Source organism: Pandoraea pulmonicola, from assembly GCF_000815105.2.
Classification (GTDB): domain Bacteria; phylum Pseudomonadota; class Gammaproteobacteria; order Burkholderiales; family Burkholderiaceae; genus Pandoraea; species Pandoraea pulmonicola.
In genome coordinates this window covers 2681595-2696740 of record NZ_CP010310.2, presented here as the reverse complement: position 1 = coordinate 2696740, position 15146 = coordinate 2681595, and the positions used below count along the sequence as shown (strand labels likewise).

Sequence of the window (15146 nt, the reverse complement as noted above, 5' to 3'; positions counted from 1 at the left end):
GGGAACCAGGATGAAGGCATGAAAAAAGGCCGCTCAGAATGTGAGCGGCCTTTCTTCGTTGCCCTCACCGGGCGTACGATCCCGGGCGCGGGGCTCAGCCCACGAACGCGCGCTCGACGAGGTAGTGCCCCGGCGCATGGTTGTGACCCTCGACGAAGCCGCGCTTTTCCAGCAGCTCGCGCGTGTCCTTGAGCATGGCCGGGCTGCCGCACAGCATCACGCGATCGTGTTCCGGGGAGAACTCCGGCAGGCCGATATCCGTGAAGATCTTGCCCGACTCGACCAGTTCCGTGATCCGGCCCTGATTCTCGAACTCTTCGCGCGTGACCGTCGGATAGTAGATCAGCTTGTCGCGGACGTACTCCCCGAGGTACTCGTGCTCGGGCAGATGCTGCGTGATCAGTTCGCGGTACGCCAGTTCGCTGGCGAAACGGCAGCCGTGCACGAGGATGATGTGCTCGTAGCGATCGTAGACTTCCGGGTCGCGGATGATGCTCATGAACGGCGCGAGGCCCGTGCCGGTCGAAAGCAGATAGAGGTTCTTGCCCGGCAGCAGATTGTCGTTGATGAGCGTGCCGGTCGGCTTGCGACCCACGATCACCTTGTCGCCCGGCTTGATGTTCTGCAGACGCGAGGTCAGCGGGCCGTCCTGCACCTTGATGCTCAGGAACTCCAGCTCTTCCTCGTAATTGGCGCTCGCCATGCTGTAGGCACGCAGCAGCGGCTTGCCTTCGACTTCCAGCCCGATCATCGTGAACTGGCCGTTGACGTAGCGGAACGACGCATCGCGCGTGGTCTTGAAGCTGAACAACGTATCAGTCCAGTGGTGGACTTCCAGCACGGTCTGTTGATTCTGTGAACTCATATTCGCGTTGACGTTTGACGGAGGGCGGCGCGATGCACGCGCCGGGCCGGAAGGGTACCAACTGCCTGGGGTGCACCTGCGCGGGCCGTCCGTGATGGCCCCGATGTCCGGCCCCAGGTGCATCAGGTGCACTCACTTTCGGTCGAGGGCGGGAAAACCCGACTATTTTACCCCAATTGGGAATGGCTTTCATTTGTCCCCTGCGGACACGCGGGGTTTTTCGGCGTGGTTATTGATATCCGTCAGGGTTCTGATGCTGCCAGCGCCCGGTCGCGCACGCCTGCGGGCCGGCCGGATTGGCATAGGATTCGCCGATGTCGCCGCCATGGACGCCGCCGGCCGGACGCGCCGGCTTATCCCTGCTGCCCCATATAGGTATCGTATTCGAGCGCAGCGAGCCGGCGCGCCAGCCGGTGGGCGCCGAGCAGCAGCACGCACAGCAGCGCCAGGGCGAATCCGTAACCGTACAGCGCCGGGCCGTAGTGCAGCGTAGCCCAGGTGAGCGAGGCGTTCAGCACCACCAGCAGACCGGTGAGCAACAGGACGTCGCGCCGCCGGTCCAGATAGAACAGCACGTTGAGCACGCCCAGCAGCAGCACCTGCAGCCCCGCCGCAATGACATCGACACGCAACAGCGGCTGCCAGGCCGACGGCATGCCGACGAGCCGCAGCAAGTCGTCGCCGAACGCGAAGACGAGCAGCGTCACCACCGCCTGCACCTTCAGTATCTCGTGGAGCCCCGTGCGTACGGCACGCACCATCAGCACGCGCGAGGCCGAGATCTGCCGCAGCGTACCGCCGTGACGGATCGCGTCGAAAAAACCCGCGTAAGCTTCGGCGAAATCGGTCTCGATGCGCAGCAGGAACACCGCCATGCCCGGAATCACGCAAAGGTACGAGAGAAAGACCGGCAGATCGTAGATCGGCGCCGCCCGCAGCGGGCCGATGACCGCCATGCCGGTCGCCGGCGACGCCCAGAAGATCAGCTTGTCGATCCATACGCCAAGACCGAAGCACACGCCGACACCGACCAGCGACAGCCGAAGATTGCGCGGCGCGAAGACCTTCCACGACAACCATGTCACCGTACGGTACTGACGCACCACGATGGCTGTGAGGCCCAGCAGCAGGCACGTATGGCCGATCACGAAGCCGCCGAGCAACCCCGTGAGGCCGTAGCGCCCGAGCAGCACGGCGCTGACCACGCACAGGCTGTAGCCCACACAAAATACGCCGAGGATGGCCCGGTATTGCTTCACGCTGGTGAGAAACAGCACCACGATCCACAGGTTGCCCAGCAGCACGAAGCCAATCCACATCAGCCAGCGATACGGTAGCGGCTGGTTCGCGAAGATCGTCTCCGACAGCGCTAGGCCGATGGCGCCCAGCACGACCGTCGTGACGAGCGTGACCGCGTTGAAGGACGGCATCACGGCCTGCGGCTCGCCCGCGAACAGCCTGTCGCTCAAATAGCGCGTGAAGGCGAGTTGGATGAGGCCGGTGGCAATCACGCTCGACGCGATCAGGTACGTGACCGAGACCTGGAATTGCGTGAGCACCTGTTGCGGATGGACGTTCGCCAGGCTCATCAGCCCGACCAGAACGACACCGACCATCGACAGCACCAGCGGCCCGGCGCTGATGATGCCCGCATAGCTGTAGGCGGCCAGCGCGCCCGTGAGCGTATCGCTGCGCAGCAGACGCCGCAGTTCGAAACCGATACCGGCCATCAGTCGGCGCTCCCCGCCATCCAGCGGCGATACAACGTGTGATAGGCGTCGCGCATCATGTCGAGCCGGTAGTAGCGTTCGACGCGGGCCATGCCGGCACGACGGGCGGCATGCCATTCGGCGGGTTCCAGAACGTCGACGATGGCCCTGGCGAGCGCCTCCGGATCGGCCATCGGCACGACCCGCCCCGCACGACCCAACGCACGATCCTCGTCGCCCTCTCCCTCGATCAGTTGCCGGCATGCGCCGACGTCCGTGGCCACGACCGGCACGCCCGCGGCGGCCGCCTCGAGCATGACCAGCGGCAAGGCTTCGGAGACGGACGACAGCGCCAGAACGCCGATCTGCGGCAGCACCGACTCGACGGCGCGATAGCCCATGAAACGCACTTGAAACTCCATGCCGAGACTGGCCGCGAGGTCACGGCACTCCTGCGCGTAGGCCGGGTCCTCGGTGTCCGGACCCACGATCCAGCCCTGTACGTCCGGACGTTCGCGATACGCGATGAAGATCGCGCGCAGGAACGTCTTGATGTCCTTGACCGGCACCACACGCCCGACCAGGGCAACGACGGGGGGGATGTCCGCGTCCTCGGCCCGAGAGCCGGTCTCGCGCGACGGATCAGGCAATGACAGGCGCAACGCCGCGAAGCGCGCGATGTCCACGCCGTTGGGAATGACGCGGGTCTTCCCGGCCGGCGCGCCATCGCTCACCTGCCGTCGGCGGTTGCCCTCGTAGAGCGCGACGATCTCGTCGGCCGTGTCGTAGCACACGCGGCCGATGGCCTCGAAGAAGCGCATCCACAGATTCTGGAAATAGCCTACGCGCGAGATGTCGCGCTCGAACGGTCCCCGGTTGTCGCGCAGCCACTCGCTTTGCAGCAGATCGAGCTTGCGCTCCTTCGTGTAGCTGCCGTGCTCGGTCACGAGCAATGGCCGGCCAGTGCGTATCCGCAGCAAGGCGCCGAACAGCCCGGCATAGCCGGTGGACACCGTGTGATACATCCGCGCCGGCGGCAGGGCGTGCGCGATCCGCGCCAGTTGCCAGATCGGCTGGTGCATTGCGCGCACGGTCCAGAAGTAGTCGGTGAAGGACGGATCGTGGCAGTACCGCTCATACCGCGCGGTAATGAACGTCCACGCACTTTCGCTATGCAGGAACGCCGTTTGCGCAAGCGTCTGGCCGTCCTGCAATTTCGGCAGGATTCGCGACAGCACGCCGCGCAAACTATCGTCCCCGGCGCTCGTCGATTCGTTGCTCGGGCCTCCATCGCCGGCGAGCGACGCGTGGTGATGTCGAAACAGGTCGTGCATCCGGGCGACATCCGCGAAGGCTGCGGGCTCGTCCGGCCCCGCACGCCCCGGCGACGTGCGCTCGGTGCGTTCGCCCACCGTCGACGCCGCCTGCGGCTCGTAGAGATAATGAGCCTCGAAATGCGTGACATTCGGCGGCATGATGTAGACCGGTTCGCCGTAGTCGTCGCGGCGGCTGCCGATGAACACGACCGCGAACGTCAAATCCGGGAATGCGCGGATGAGCTGGTCCACCCAGGACGACACGCCACCCCTCACGTACGGGAACGTGCCTTCGAGCAGTAGTGCGACGTCGGCGACAAAGGCGCTCGATACGTCGGCGCGTGGCGCCGAGGATGAGGAGGACGCGAAATCGTCGGCCATCGCCATCACCGCGTCCAGAAACGCACGGCGGGCTGCACCACCTGCGACGCGGCGGCCCCGGTCACGGCATTCGCGCCGATGCCCTCGAGCAGTTGCGAGACGCGGTCGTAGCGCCGCTTCTGGAACGCCGCTTCCGCCAGCCATGGCAGCAGCCGCTCCGCCGGAAAACTGTGGAACTGCGCTTGCCGCAGATACATCTCGGCGGCATCGGACTGCTCGCGCATGAGCGCGCAACGACCGAGCAGGTACCACATCGACGCGTCGTCCTCGTACTGTTCCAGCGTGTTGCGGGCGAACGTCTCGACGCGCTCCAGCGTGAAGCGCAGCACTTCGCCGCGCACCAGGTTCTGGTAGATCAGCTCCCAGTACAGTTGCGCAAGTCGCCGGGCGGCGTGTGCGCGTTCGTCGTCGTCCTGCGCGCCCTCGTGGCGATCCCGCATGACGAAGATCTGCTGCATGATGCGCTTTTCCAGCCCGTCGAGAATGCCGTAGGCGAGCAGGCGCACCTCCTCGACCGGATCGGCGAGCAGATCGCGCGCGATCTCGCTCGTCACGCGCGAGGGCAGTGCCTGCACGGAAACGAGCGCCGCGACGCGGTCGTCGCGCTCGCCCCGCAAGTTGCGCAGGCGCGCGCGCAACCGCATCCCTGCACCGTGCCGGACCCGCGCCACGAGATGCGACACGAAGCCGGGCTTGCTCACGTGCAGCGCTTCCCGCGCTTCGCGCGGCGGCGGGAACAGGTAGCCGAGCAGCAGCACGCCGAACATCACCGCAAGCCCGGCCATCGGAAGAAAAAAGACGATGAGTGCCACGTGCACGAAAACGCCGCGCCGGTCGCGATAGTCTGGCGGCAGCACGTGCGTCATGAAGATTCCGGCCAGCGACGCCGTCACGGCCTGCCATGCCAGCACGATCGGCAGCGAACCGGATGAGGCGAGCGGCACGGGGAGCGCCGAGGGTGCGCCCTGCAGACCGGCAACCGCGTCGGTCGTCAATACGAGTGTCAACGCATGCGCCTGGCATCCGATGGCCAGCACGGCAACGCCCAGCAGCGCCAGCCATCGCAGCACACGGAGACCGCGCCTCACTCCACTGCGGCCGCTGCGGCGCGCATGCCAGCGTGAGGTCGTGCGCGGGCTCCCGGGTCGCAGCTCAGCCATGGTCGACGCATCGCTCCACGAGCTTGAGCAGCCCCTCGCCGGGCGAATCGGGGTCCACGTGTGCCGTGTGAACGGCGATGTGGCCGCGCTCGAAATCGACGTCGTACTGCTGGCGCAGCAGGTTCTCGACACGCATCAAATAGCCGTCGATGCCATGCTCGTCGGTGATGGGCATCAGCGCGATCGCGATCTGGCGGCGCGGCGTGCCGATGGTCCACAGGGCGTCGAGCGCACGACGCTGGCGCACCGTCTGCTCGAACAGCGAGTCGCCCCGCGCGCCGCGCGGGAACGCCAGCGCGACCAGCGACGATTCGATGCCGCTCGCGCGCTTGAGTCGCGCGAGACGGCCGAGTTCGAGTGCGAAGTCGTAGGGGGCCTGCGGCACGAATTCGCGCACGCTCGCCACCAGCGGCTGATGCGCCACGCCATCGGCATAGTACGCAAGCAAAACGAGCAGCAGTTGCAGATTGTCGTGATTGAGCGCCAGAAACGGCATGCGGCGCACGATCAGCAGGCTCACCAGCGTGCCGTCGCCATCGAGCAGCGGCGCGCAGGCGAGACAGGGGCTGGTGTCGCTCGCCGCGTCGTCTGCGCGCACGTGGGCGAGTGTGCCGTCACGTAGGCAATGCTGCACGAGCGGGTCGTCCGGGTTCGGCTCGAAGCCTTCGCCGACGCGGGCGATGGCCGTGGGCACGAGCCGTCCGGCGCGTACCGGAAAGAGCGAAGCGACCTCGATCTGGCAGGTGAGCGCGGCGAACTCGAGCATCGGCTGCGCATTCGGCAAGCCGCTGCCGAGCGTGTGGAGGTCCCCTGCCCGTCGCGACGTCAGATCGCGCAGGCGGGTGAGCGCGTCGCGCAGCGTCACCGGCCGGGCCAGCAGGTCGCGCTCCAGCCGCTCGTGCGAGACGCGCAATAGGTAGTGGTTGTGCGTGATGGCCACGAGTCGGTCGCTGTAGTACGCATTGATGCCCTGCGCACGATGCGCCCGGTTCGACCAGATGTCGCAGAAGTGGCCGGCGATCAGCGCGACGATCGTGCCGCCGGCGAAGTGCACCGTGGGAAACGGCGTCCCTGCTCGCGCGCACAGGCCGTACCAGCCGGTCACGAGCACCAGCGCGCTCGCCACGCCGGCGAGCGATCCGTAACGCAGCGCACAGACGAGTGCGACGAGCCACAGCCATGGGAACTGCGTGGTGAGCAACAGGGGATCGTCGGGGCGAAGCCGCCAGGCGACGAAAACCGCCAACGCCGTGCCGCCCACGACTTCGAGCAGCGCGAAGGGGCGCGCCATGGCCGGGGCGATCCATCGCCCCCATCGCCCGAGATTGCCGAGCGGCTGCGAGCGGCGTACGCGGACGGACGACGGCGCGTTGCGTGCCGGTTCGGCGTCTTCTGGCGTGGCGGTGGTCACGTGGCGCTCGCGGAAAAATGAGTTCAGCCGGGTCGTGCGGCCGGTTGGCCCGGGTGCCAGGTTGGCAGCAGCGCGTCGTCGCACGCCATCGAAATGCCCCGAATGCGACAAGGGCGCACGCGCAGGTCTTGCGCGATGGCGGTATGCATGGTTCCCCGTCGTCGGACGGCGCCCCGCCCGGTGCCGTGCACCCGCGCTGTGGGCGACGGACGTCACATTGCCCTCGGGACGGCCCGCGACTGCTGATCCGAACTGATCTCTTATGTTTGATGGGACTGCACTTTACACACGCCCGGTCCTACTTTCGTCCCCATTTTCATAACGCGAAAACCCGCATGAATCCGTCAGGAGACCGACTCACCCTCGAACGTGTACGGCCCGTCGTACGGACCGACATAGGCCAGGTGCGTGCGCAAGCCGGCGCCCGGCTGCCACAGGTGCAACGCAAAACCGGGCGGCTCGAGCATGATCCATTCCGCGGCGTGGGCAGAGAGGTCCAGCGCGATCTGATGCGCCGTCGAGACGCATGTGCTCGCCATGATTCCGGGCGCGCCCTGCACGCTTGCGTGAATGCTGCGGTGCAGATGTCCACAGATGACCCGCTCGACATGACGATGACGAGACATCACGCGGCCGAAACCTTCGCGCCCGGCTGCGGACAGGCCCATGCCGTCCATCCATTGAATCCCCGTGTCGAACGGCGGGTGATGCATCGCCACGACGGTCGGACGGCCCGCACAGGCGCGCAACTGTTCGTCGAGCCAGGCGAGACGGGTCTCGCACAGGTGGCCGCCCGGGCTGGGCGGGTTTTGCGTGTCGACGACAAGCACCGTCATCGGCCCCAGATCGACCCGGTACTGCACGAACTCGCTGCCGGTGTGCAAATAGGCGTGATCGGGGAACGCCTCGCGCAACCACTCGCGATGGTCGTGGTTGCCGACGACCAGATAGAGCGGAATGGACAGGTCGGCGAGGGATTCGCGAAGTACTTCGTATTCCGACCTATATGGCGTATCGACAAGATCACCCGTGGCGATGACCGCGTCCGGGCGCGGCGACAGCCGGTGAATGGCAGCGATGGCGTGACGCAGCGCACGTGCCGTATCGACACGCCCGCACGCCAGCGCATTCGGACGAGTGACATGGAGATCGGTAATCTGGCAAAGCAGCATGGAGGCAATTCCTTGAGGGGCTCGAGGCGCGATGCCGCAGAGCGGCGGCATGTGCGAGGCGATGATTGGAGTCTAGAACACGTGTGGAAACGATTATGGGGACCACTGCGGCATGGCGGATATCACGGACGTCGGGCGGCGTCACGCTAGCCGGTCCAGATGACAGGGGAATGAAGAGGTGAGGCCCCGGCACAGTACGGGTTGACGCCAATCAAAAGTCGCCCGCCTGCGCAAGCCCCCGAGAGGCTAGGGGAAACCCCCAAAGCCCGCCCAGCAAGGGATTGCGCGAAGGCATGACCGGAGATGGCCGCAGATACTGGGGTTTTGCGACCAAGAACGAGAAAATACGCGGTACACCACGACAAAATCGCCGCAAACCGTTGTCAGGACTGGCCCACAGCCCGCCGATGGCTCTATAATGCCGCTGCCCGGCCAGTGCCGGCGCCCTCTCGATACGTGACGGGACGGATCTCCGGATCGCGTTCGCGTGGCGTCTCGCGAAGGCGAACTTCTGGCGTGAGCCGCGTGCCTTATGGCGCGGATACAACACCGACACTCGCCAAATGACGAAAGTGTTAGAGTTGTCGCCGGTATTCACCACCTCTCAAGGGAAACACACATGAACAAACAGGAACTGATCGACGCCGTCGCCGGCGCTACGGGCGCATCCAAAGCAAACACTGGCGAAACCATCGACGCTGTGCTCGAGGTCATCAAGAAGGCTGTCGCCAAGGGTGATGCGGTTCAGTTGATCGGCTTTGGCTCGTTCGGTTCGGGCAAGCGTGCTGCGCGTACCGGCCGCAACCCGAAGACCGGCGAAGCGATCAAGATCCCCGCAGCCAAGACCGTGAAGTTCACGGCTGGCAAGGCGTTCAAGGACGCCGTCAACAAGAAGTAAAACCAGTTGCGCGCAGGCCGGCCTCCGTGCCGGCCTATCTTTTTGCCTGCATCGTCGTTCCGCGGCATGCGGCAATGGGTAAGCGTCACGTCATCCTCCCGCGAGGTCCACGACTGATGTGACGCTGCGTGCCTCGCGGGTGTCCTGCACACCGATCTCCTCGGAAACCGGGCGCCCGCGACGAAAGTCCGCGGAAGGCCCTTCTCCGCTTCAATCCCCCTTCCTCGCATCCCCGTTCCACGGCCTGCATTGTGTTGTCCCGCTGCATCGCTCGCCTTGCCGATCCGGCAACGAACTGGCGACCGACGTCATGGCGCCGCATCTTAATTTCTTCGACGGATTCCGCGCGGCAACTATGCTATGTTGCGTGACATGACACGCGCGACGACTGCGACCACCACCGCTTCCCACAAGGTTTCGCACGCTGGCACGGCCGCTGCGGAAGCCGTCGCACTGCCCGATGCCGCACATGCGCGGCGCATGCCCGCCTCGCGCCTGCTGGTAATGCTCGCGGCGTCGGCGATTGTGGAATGGCCACCGCAACCCGATTCGGCCGCCGACCCCGCCACCGACACCTCCGGCACCATCGAGCCGGAAACCGTTCATCAACTCCGTATCGCGACGCGACGCCTGCGCGCATTGCTCGACGTCTTCTCGCCGTGGCTGAAACCCCGCTGGCGCCGGCGGCTGAGCCATGAGCTCCATTGGCTGAGCGTCGAGATGGGCCCCATGCGCGACACCGACGTGTTGGCCACCACGACCCTGCCCGCCTTGCGCATCGAGCATCCCGACATCGACTGGCCAGCCGTCGACGCGCACGTTGCGAAGCTGCGCGGCGACGCGCGTGCGCAGGCCTCACGGGCGCTGTCGAGCGAGCGCAGGATCGCGTTGCACGCCATGCTGCGGCAGGCGTTCGGGATAGCGGAAAACGGACGCGCCGAGGTGCGCAAGGCGAAGGCCCTGCGACGCGCGTCACGCACCCCGGGCAAGCGCCCTCGCGCGCTCGCCAAACACGTGCATAACGTGGTTCGGGAGCGCTACATTGCGTTATTTCCGGATTGTCGGCAGTTGGCGATGCTCGACACCGAGCAGTTGCACGCGTTGCGCGTGCGCATCAAGCATGCGCGATATAGCGCCGAGATCCTGGTGCCGTGGCTGCGCAAATCGATGAGTCGCCCCTATCAGGACACGCTTCGCACCGCACAGGCCTTGCTCGGGCAGCTCAACGACGCCGTCGTCGCCCAGCGCTTCTGCGAAGATCTGCCGCTCTCCGCCGAGCAGCGCGCCGTGCTGAGCGGCCGGCTCGATACCCTCATCGTCAATGCCACGAGCCGGGCGGCACATGTGCTGTGCCATTTGCCCGATGCGCAGACACTCGAGCGCAGCCTGCGCAACGTCTGACGCCCGATACGGGGCGGGAATCCGGATATGGAGCAGATACGGAGCCAATACGGGGCAGATGCGACGCAGGCCGCCCCGCGTTGCCACATCACGCCACCTTCGTTCGCAGCAGACGCATACCGTTCGCAATGACCAGCAGACTCGCGCCGACGTCCGCGAACACGGCCATCCACAGCGACGCCAGCCCCCCCACCGCCAGCGCGAAGAACACCGCCTTGATACCCAGCGCGACGACGATGTTCTGCTTGAGCACGCCCGCCGAACGTTTCGACAGATCGATGAACGCCGGCAGCTTGCGCAGGTCGTCGTCCATGAGCGTGACGTCCGCCGTCTCCAGCGCACTGTCCGTGCCGGTGACGCCCATGGCGAAACCGACGTCGGCGGCGGCGAGCGCGGGAGCGTCGTTGATGCCGTCGCCGACCATCCCGACGTGGCCCGATTCCTCCCGCAAGGCCGACACTGCCTGCCACTTGTCTTCGGGCAGCATCTCGGCGCGTACGTCGCTCACACCGGCCTGCTCGCCGATCACCTGCGCCGTCGCGCGATTGTCGCCCGTGAGCATGACCGTGCGCACGCCCATCTGCGTCAAACGCGCCAGGGCCTCGCGGCTTTCCTCGCGCAACGTGTCGGCCACCGCGAGGACGGCGAGCGCCTGCGTTTCGCTGGTCAGCACGATAGCGGTGCGCGCCTGCGCCTCGAGACGCGTCAACTCGGCTTCCACCTTTGCATTGCACACGCCGAGCGACTCGATCAAGCGATGATTGCCGAAGTAGTACTGGCGTTGACCCACCCGGCCTTTCACGCCCATGCCCGGCAATGCCTCGAAGTCGGTGACTTGCGGCAGCGCCCCCAAACCGGCGTCGCGGTGCGCGTCGACAACGGCACGCGCAATGGGATGTGTCGTTTGCGCATCGAGTGCCGCGGCGAGCACAAGCACATCGTCGCGCGCCGTTTCGCCCAGCGGCACCACATCGGTCAGGCGTGGTTCGCCGCGCGTGAGCGTGCCGGTCTTGTCCAGCGCCACTGCGCGAATCAAGCGCCCGCTCTCCAGGAACGCCCCACCCTTGATCAGGATGCCAGCCCGCGCGGCCGCCGTCAGACCACTGACGACCGTCACCGGCGTGGAAATCACCAGCGCGCACGGGCAAGCGATGACGAGCATCACCAGCGCCTTGTAGATCCAGGGCGCCCACGCAAGACCAAACGCGAGCGGCGGCACCAGCGCGACGAGCAACGCGCACAGGACCACCACCGGCGTATAAATGCGCGAGAACCTGTCGACGAAGCGCTGCGTCGGCGAGCGTTGCTGCTGCGCGGTCTCGACGATGCGCACGATGCGTGCGAGTGTCGTATCGCCCGGTGCAACATTCGTGCGATACACGATCAGGCCGCTCTCGTTGATGCTGCCCGCGTATACGTCGTCGCCGACCGTCTTGTCGACCGGCACGCTTTCACCCGTGATCGAGGCCTGATTGAGTGCGGAACTGCCCTGCTCGATCACACCGTCGATCGCGATGCGTTCGCCGGGACGCGCGCGAACTCGCGTGCCCACGGGCAGCGTGGCGGCGGGAACGTCCGCCCAACTGCCATCGGGCTGCTCGACCGACGCCTGATCAGGGGCGAGACGCATCAGCGCTTCGACGGCACGGCGCGCTCGCGTCAGGGACGCGGCTTCGAGCTTCTCGGACAACGCGAACAGTACGATGACCATCGCCGCTTCCGGCCACTGGCCGATGCACATCGCGCCGATCACGGCGAGCGACATCAGGAAGTGAATGTTCAGGGTGAAGTGCCGCAGCGCGATCCAGCCTTTCTTCAATGTCGGCAGGCCGCACGACAGGATGGCCGCAACGACGATGGCGCCGATCCACGGGCTGTGCTCCGGCACGCCGGACCAGACCAGGATTTCGCTGGCAGCGGCGAGCACGCCACCCGCGGCAAGACGCCACGTATCGTGCTTGCGCGCCTCGGGCGGCGGAGGCGCCGAGCCCTCGGCATCGCCGCCGAGCGGCACCGGCGTCATGCCGAGCTTGCGCAGCGTTCCGGCCACGGAATCGCTATGGCGGGCGGTGTCCTGTGCAGACGTGCGCGCGTCGAAAACGACCGTCAGTTCGCGTTTGAGAAGATTGAAATAGAGGGCGTCGATGCCCGGCTGACGCTCGAGCTGATCGCGAATCAGGCGTTCTTCGGTCGGACAATCCATCTGATCGATCCGAAATCGCGCCTGCGGCGCGCCGGTGTCCGGGATCGGCTCGATGGGCGCGACACTCGCCGCGCCCGCGCAGCAAGCGTCGGCGCCATGCGAATGTGCGTGCCTTACGGCAGGCGATGCGACTCGCGCATGGGCGCGACCGTGCTCGTGCGCGTGGTCGTGGTCGTGGTCGTGGTCGTGGTCGTGACCATGATTGTGATCATGCACGTGGTCGCGTGCGCACGCGGCATCGTGGTGATGGGCGGGATCACGGGCCTCCCCGTGACGATGGGTCGAGGGATCCGCTGTCATCGAGTCCGCCACGCGGGCCGGCGTCGAGGGATTGGACATGCTCACTCCTGGTTTACCGATTCGTGTTACCCTCCATTCAAAACCCTGTAGTGACTACGGAGTCAAGCATGAAAATCGGAGAACTGGCCCAGGCGGCGGGCACCGACGTCGAGACGATCCGCTACTACGAGCGCGCCGGCCTGTTGGCAGCCCCGCCGCGCACCGATTCGGGTTACCGTGCTTACGGCGAAGACCATCTGGAAGCCTTGCGATTCATTCGCCACTGCCGCTCGCTCGACATGCCGCTGGCCGACGCCAAGCGCCTCAGCGAGCTCGCTCACGACACGAGCGTGACGTGCGAAGACGCCAATCAACTGATCGAGGCCCACCTCGCACGCGTGCATGCCCGCATTCATGAGCTGCAGGCGCTCGAACAGCAATTGCTGCACCTTCAGGCGCAATGCCAGAGTCGTCACGACACCAGCGACTGCGGCATTCTGCGTGCGCTCATGCAAGGCGCCAATGGCGAAGCGTGCGCGTGCCACAACGACACCGATCCGATCGAAGTGGCGTGCGATCACAACCACACGCATGCCCCCGACGACGGGCATCGGCACGCCTGATCCTCACCACACCGAATCACTTCGTGCGTAGTTGTGCGTAGGTATATTTTTCTTCGCATGGCGCGTACCTGAAACGGCGCGCCGCGACACGCCAACGAGCCCGTGTGAAAAACGCAGCTCGTTCGCCATCTTTCGTTGCAACGCCGCACTCAACGTCGCGGCAAATGTGATGAATCGCGTCTTTTCCCGCGAAAACAAGGGCAAACCGGCTTAGTTTCTATACAATGTCCCGCACGCGTCGCGCCGTGCGCGTTCGCATTTGCGAACTGCCATCGTGCAACGCTCAGGATGTGCACCGATAGATCGCAATCCGTCCCAATTCTCGTTTTATTTGCCGGAGACTTTATGTCCAGCGACGTATCCGCAACGCCGACGCCTGCGACGCAAAGCAGTGCCGACATCGTCATCATGGGCGCGGGCGCGGCAGGCATTTCCGTGGCCGCCAGTCTGCGACGCCGTCGTCCGTCGCTCTCGATCACGATCATCGACCCGGCCGATACCCACTACTACCAACCGGCGTGGACGCTCGTCGGCGCCGGCGAGTTCGACGCGGCGCGAACAGCGCGTCCCATGTCAAGTGTCATCCCGGAAGGCGTGAACTGGGTGCAGGCGGCTGTCACGGCTTTCGCGCCGGAACACCAACAAGTCCTGCTCTCGGATGGCCGCCGCCTGGCTTATCGCTACCTGATCGTTGCGCCGGGCCTGCAACTGAACTGGGAAGCCATCGATGGCCTGACCGATACGCTCGGTCGCAATGGCGTCACGTCCAACTATCGCTTCGATCTCGCGCCCTATACCTGGTCGCTGGTGCAGCAGTTCAAGGGCGGCAACGCGCTCTTCACCCAGCCGCCCATGCCGATCAAGTGCGCCGGCGCCCCGCAGAAGGCGATGTATCTGTCGGCGGATACCTGGCGCCAGAACGGCGTGCTCGACAAGACGAAAATCGAGTTCCATCTCGTGGCGCCCGCGCTCTTCGGCGTGAAGGATTACATCCCGGCGTTGATGGAGTATGTGAAGCGTTACAACATCTCGCTCAATCATCTCTCGCACCTGCGCGCGGTGGATGGCGAGCGCCGCGTGGCCCGCTTCGAGATCTTCGACGCCGACGGTCAATCGCAGTTTGTCGACAAGCCATTCGATTTCCTGCATGTGGTGCCACCGCAAAGCGCGCCTGACGTGCTGCGTGCGAGCCCCCTCGCCGACGCCGCCGGCTGGTGCGAGGTCGACCCGGCAACGCTGCGCCATACACGCTTCGCCGACGTGTTCGGGCTGGGCGACGCCATCTCGGCGCCCAACGCCAAGACGGCTGCGGCGGCGCGCAAGCAGGCCGTGGTCGTTGCCGAGAACCTGCTTGCGGCCATGGACGGTCGTCCGCTGCCGCTGCAATACGACGGCTATGGCGCCTGTCCGCTGACGGTCGAGCATGGCAAGATCGTGCTCGCGGAATTCGGCTATGGCGGCAAACTGCTGCCCACGTTCCCGATCGACGGCACCCGCGCAAACCGCTTCGCCTGGGTGCTCAAGAAGTATGTGCTGCCAAAGGTTTACTGGGATTTCATGTTGCGCGGGCGCGAGTGGCTGGCGCAACCGAGCCGTCCCAGCCATAGGTGAAACCCCAACTCAATTTTCATAGACGGGTGCCGTTAAAGGTCACAGGACCCGGTTTCGCGACCGGGCACGAGCTTCTTGTCGGGCCACGCCTTGCGCGCGGTCTGCCGGCGATCGGGA

General features: G+C 65.7%; 10 protein-coding genes and 1 pseudogene. 4 read left to right on the top strand and 7 right to left on the bottom strand.

The annotated features are described in order from the left end of the window. Positions 1–94: 94 nt before the first annotated feature. From RO07_RS11910 to RO07_RS11885, 6 genes are all read right to left on the bottom strand, one after another. A complete protein-coding gene (locus RO07_RS11910; RefSeq protein ID WP_039410954.1) occupies positions 95–865 on the bottom strand; it encodes a ferredoxin--NADP reductase in 771 nt (256 codons plus the stop codon). Positions 866–1218: 353 nt separating this feature from the next. Beyond that, the gene (pelG, locus tag RO07_RS11905) at positions 1219–2595 is read right to left on the bottom strand and encodes an exopolysaccharide Pel transporter PelG (protein ID WP_039410952.1); all 1377 of its coding nucleotides are present in this window, start codon (positions 2593–2595) and stop codon (positions 1219–1221) included. Further along, a complete protein-coding gene (pelF, locus tag RO07_RS11900; RefSeq protein ID WP_084072848.1) occupies positions 2595–4271 on the bottom strand; it encodes a GT4 family glycosyltransferase PelF in 1677 nt (558 codons plus the stop codon). The genes pelG and pelF overlap by 1 nt, the downstream gene beginning before the upstream one ends. A gap of 5 nt (positions 4272–4276) precedes the next feature. Beyond that, positions 4277–5341 (bottom strand): hypothetical protein, encoded by a 1065-nt coding sequence (locus RO07_RS11895; RefSeq protein WP_052267215.1) that lies wholly within the window; start codon positions 5339–5341, stop codon positions 4277–4279. A gap of 82 nt (positions 5342–5423) precedes the next feature. After that, positions 5424–6842: a PelD GGDEF domain-containing protein gene (locus RO07_RS11890; protein ID WP_039410950.1), complete on the bottom strand. Its 1419-nt coding sequence runs from the start codon at positions 6840–6842 to the stop codon at positions 5424–5426. A gap of 344 nt (positions 6843–7186) precedes the next feature. Beyond that, positions 7187–8014, bottom strand: a complete 828-nt coding sequence (locus RO07_RS11885; RefSeq protein WP_039410948.1) for a phosphodiesterase — start codon at positions 8012–8014, stop codon at positions 7187–7189. Positions 8015–8633: 619 nt separating this feature from the next. Between RO07_RS11885 and RO07_RS11880 the strand changes: the two genes are divergently transcribed. Both RO07_RS11880 and RO07_RS11875 read left to right on the top strand, forming a co-directional pair. Further along, entirely contained in the window at positions 8634–8912 is a 279-nt protein-coding gene (locus RO07_RS11880; protein ID WP_039410947.1) for an HU family DNA-binding protein, read from the top strand. Between the two features lie 360 nt (positions 8913–9272). Then, on the top strand, positions 9273–10313 hold the full coding sequence (locus tag RO07_RS11875) for a CHAD domain-containing protein (RefSeq protein ID WP_039410946.1): 1041 nt from the start codon (positions 9273–9275) through the stop codon (positions 10311–10313). An 88-nt stretch (positions 10314–10401) separates the two neighbouring features. Here the strand turns inward: RO07_RS11875 and RO07_RS11870 are convergent, their stop codons facing one another. Next, entirely contained in the window at positions 10402–12516 is a 2115-nt protein-coding gene (locus RO07_RS11870) for a heavy metal translocating P-type ATPase (RefSeq protein WP_039410945.1), read from the bottom strand. Positions 12517–12923: 407 nt separating this feature from the next. On the opposite strand from RO07_RS11870, the gene RO07_RS11865 reads away from it, so the two are divergent. Both RO07_RS11865 and RO07_RS11860 read left to right on the top strand, forming a co-directional pair. Next, positions 12924–13418 carry a Cd(II)/Pb(II)-responsive transcriptional regulator gene (locus tag RO07_RS11865; RefSeq protein ID WP_039410944.1) on the top strand — a complete coding sequence of 165 codons (495 nt, stop codon included), beginning with the start codon at positions 12924–12926 and terminating at the stop codon, positions 13416–13418. A gap of 288 nt (positions 13419–13706) precedes the next feature. Further along, positions 13707–15029, top strand: a pseudogene (locus RO07_RS11860) (NAD(P)/FAD-dependent oxidoreductase); the annotation flags it as partial. Between the last annotated feature and the right edge of the window lie 117 nt (positions 15030–15146).